The sequence below is a fragment of the Streptomyces sp. NPDC005151 genome (assembly GCF_053599875.1).
On sequence record NZ_JBSFYR010000221.1, the window covers coordinates 1 to 2,967 of the forward strand.

The 2,967-nt window shown below is 66.0% G+C and carries 2 protein-coding genes and 3 pseudogenes; 2 read left to right on the forward strand and 3 right to left on the reverse strand.

All coding sequences use genetic code 11. The features are described 5' to 3' along the window. Both ACWD6R_RS40185 and ACWD6R_RS40190 read left to right on the forward strand, forming a co-directional pair. A pseudogene (locus ACWD6R_RS40185) lies at positions 1-83 on the forward strand (DNA mismatch repair protein MutT); the annotation flags it as partial. A 274-nt stretch (positions 84-357) separates the two neighbouring features. Then, positions 358-1,173, forward strand: coding sequence for an SAM-dependent methyltransferase (locus ACWD6R_RS40190; protein ID WP_451823288.1), 816 nt, complete (start codon positions 358-360; stop codon positions 1,171-1,173). A 78-nt stretch (positions 1,174-1,251) separates the two neighbouring features. On the opposite strand, the pseudogene ACWD6R_RS40195 reads toward ACWD6R_RS40190, so the two are convergent. The 3 genes and pseudogenes from ACWD6R_RS40195 to ACWD6R_RS40205 all read right to left on the reverse strand — a co-directional run. Further along, positions 1,252-1,524, reverse strand: a pseudogene (locus ACWD6R_RS40195) (IS630 family transposase); the annotation flags it as partial. A 17-nt stretch (positions 1,525-1,541) separates the two neighbouring features. Further along, positions 1,542-2,540 (reverse strand): annotated as a pseudogene (locus tag ACWD6R_RS40200) (IS110 family transposase); the annotation flags it as partial. Then, positions 2,516-2,833, reverse strand: a complete 318-nt coding sequence (locus ACWD6R_RS40205) for a helix-turn-helix domain-containing protein (RefSeq protein ID WP_451823289.1) — start codon at positions 2,831-2,833, stop codon at positions 2,516-2,518. The pseudogene ACWD6R_RS40200 and the gene ACWD6R_RS40205, both read right to left, overlap by 25 nt. Between the last annotated feature and the right edge of the window lie 134 nt (positions 2,834-2,967).

Consider the following 2,967-nt stretch of genomic DNA (forward strand, 5'->3'; position numbering starts at 1 on the left):
AACAGCGCAGTGTCTCGGGCCTGAGGTGGTGGACCTACGTCGAACTGTCGGTGGCGCGTGAGACGGTGTACCCGACCAGGCTCAAATATTCGTGTTCTTGAGCCCCACAGGATCAGGATCGCCACCTGGATCACCGACTTCTACAACACCAGCCGACTACACAGCGTGTGTGGGTGCAAGAGCAGCACTGGGTCGGCCTCACCGTGGGACTGGCTGGAATAGGAAGAGCTGCACAGTTCAAGGGGATTGACACCGATCGAACCCGCCGGAGACGTGAACTGATGTACGCATCCAGATTGTTGGGACGTAGGTTGTGCGTTGACAGTTCACTCCTCGGTTGAAAGACGGACGGTACCCATGACCGACCACGCGACGTCGCCCGGACCGGCGGTGCATCAGAAGATCGATATGTCGGTGCCGCACTCGGCCCGGATCTGGAACTACTGGCTGGGCGGGAAAGACAACTACCCCGTTGACGAGGAAGCCGGCGACGCGTACAGCGCCGTCTTCCCCGGCATCGTCACCATCGCTCGCAGCAGCCGTGCCTTCCTGCGCCGCACCCTCACGTACCTGGTCACCGAGGAGGGCATCCGGCAGTTCCTGGACGTCGGGACCGGTCTGCCGACTGTGGACAACACCCATGAGGTCGCTCAGCGGCTCGCCCCCGAGACCAGGATCGTCTACGTCGACCACGACCCGATGGTCCTCGCGCACGCCCGTGCCCTGCTCACCTCCACTCCCGAGGGGGCGACCGCCTACGTCGACGCCAACCTGTCCGACCCTGATCGCATCCTGGCGGCCGCCGCCGAGACGCTGGACCTCACCCGCCCCACCGCCCTGATTCTCAGCAACATCCTGGGCCACGTCGCCGACTACGAACAGGCACGCGCCACCGTCACCCGCCTGATGGACGGACTGCCGTCCGGCAGCTACCTCTCCATCAACGACGGTTCACGGGGCACCGACGCCGACTACGAACAGGCCCAGGACGCGTACAACGAAACCGGCGCCGTACCGTACTTCCTGCGCCCCGTCGACGAAATCGCGGCGTTCTTCGACGGCCTGGAACTTTTGGACCCCGGCGTCGTCTCGGTCCCCTTCTGGCGCCCTGACCCCACTTCCCCCACCCCGGAACCCATCGGCGAGCACGGCGGCCTCGCCCGCAAGCTGTGACACCCTGACGGACCAGGGCCCTCGTACGACTAGACAGACCGCCGTCTCATGCGAGACGGCGGTCTGTCTAGTGCCGGATCAGGCAACGTTTGCCCTTTCGACGACGGCACGTAGGCGCCGGTCGCCGGCATGGCGGTTTCGCCAGATGATGTAGCGGCGGATCATGCTGCCCTGTTCCTTGTGGGTGGCGTGGTCGGTGCCGTCGAGGGTGAAGTAGCGCAGGGCGGTGAACTGGGCCTCGATCCGGTTGAGCCAGGAGCTGTTGGTCGGGGTGTAGGCGATCTCGACGTTATTGGTGGCGGCCCAGTCACCGACGCGCTGGCATCGCTTGGTCGTCAGGTGCGGTGAAAAGATGCCCCTATGTTTCGTCAAGCGGCTGAAGGTGCCTGTGTGGCCGTCGGAGGCTGGATGTGCCGGTAGAGCTCGCGGGCCACGTAGCGTTTGAGACAGCGGATGATCTCGCGCTTGGACATGCCTTCGGCGGTGCGTCGTTGCAGGTAAGCCTGGGTGCGTTCGTCCCAGCGTATGCGGGTCATCACGATGCGGTAGAGGGCGGCGTTGGCCTGCCGGTTACCACCGCGATTCAGGCGCCGGCGCTGGGTCTTGCCGGAGGACTGCTCGACCGGGCTGACGCCGCACAGGGCAGCGAAGGATGCCTCGTCCGTGAGGCGGTCAGGGTTGTCACCTGCGGCGATGAGCAGGACGGCGGCGCTGTCGGGGCCGACGCCGACCAGGTCCAGCATCTGAGGTCGGCAGGAGCGGACGGCCCGGGTGGTGCGGCGGGTCAGCTCCTTGACCTCCGCGGACAGGTGCTGGATCCGCATGGCGAGCAGGCGCATGGTGAAGACTGCCTCGTCCCGTTCGTCGACAAGTGCCGCGCAGGTGGCGACCAGAGCCGGGTTGGTCAGGCCGGTGAGCAGATCGCGCAGGTCGGGGTCGATGTCCAGCAGGACGGCCTTGAGCTGGTTCATCGCCTGGGTGCGGGCCTTGATTGCCGATTCCTTGGCCAGCCGCAGGACGCGCATGTCCGCCGCAGGGCCGTCCGCGGTCTTGGGGGTGACCGTGGCGCGTCCCGACAGGACGGCGCGAGCGGCCGCGTCCGCGTCGATGGCATCGGTCTTGCCGCGCTTGCGCCGGGTGGCGCGGTCGGGCTGGTTGACCTCGACGACGTCGATGCCCGCCCGGTTCAGAGCCCTGGTCAGTGCGGCCCCGTAAGATCCGGTGCACTCGACACCGGCACGACGCAGGACGCCGAACGACCCTGCCCAGGCGATGAGTTGGCGATAGCCGACAGCGGTGGTGGGGAACTTCTGGTGGGCGAGTGAGGCTCCCAGCGTGGTGATCACGGCCGCGACGCGGACGTCCTTTCCTCGACCTTCTCGTCGCTCACCGTGCGAGGCGGCCCCGGGCGCGGCTCGTCCGACAGGCCCTGAAGCCGATCGGACGCGAACCGCTTGCGCCACTTGGCCACCGTGACCGGATGTACCCCAACCTCCGCACCAACCACGGTATTTGACCCGCCCGCCGCACAGGCCAACACGATCCGGCACCGCAACGCGAGCGCCTGTGACGACGTCGCCCGCCGCGACCAGCGCAGCAACGTCTCCCGCTCCTCGTCCGTCAGAACCACCTCGACCGTCGGCCGACCCATACGCGCCATGAAAGAAGCTTACTTCTACAGTGAAATAAAGACTCAGGCCACTAGTAGGGCTTTGTTAGGTACCCCGGATGATCACGCAGGAGTAGGGTTGTGATCTTCTTTCAGGTGTGACACCTGAGGAAATGGAAGAGGTC

Coding starts and splice junctions, on each gene's coding strand:
- ACWD6R_RS40205 (WP_451823289.1), bottom strand. CDS start 2,833: ATGGCGCGTATGGGTCGGCCGACGGTCGAGGTGGTTCTGACGGACGAG.
- ACWD6R_RS40190 (WP_451823288.1), top strand. CDS start 358: ATGACCGACCACGCGACGTCGCCCGGACCGGCGGTGCATCAGAAGATC.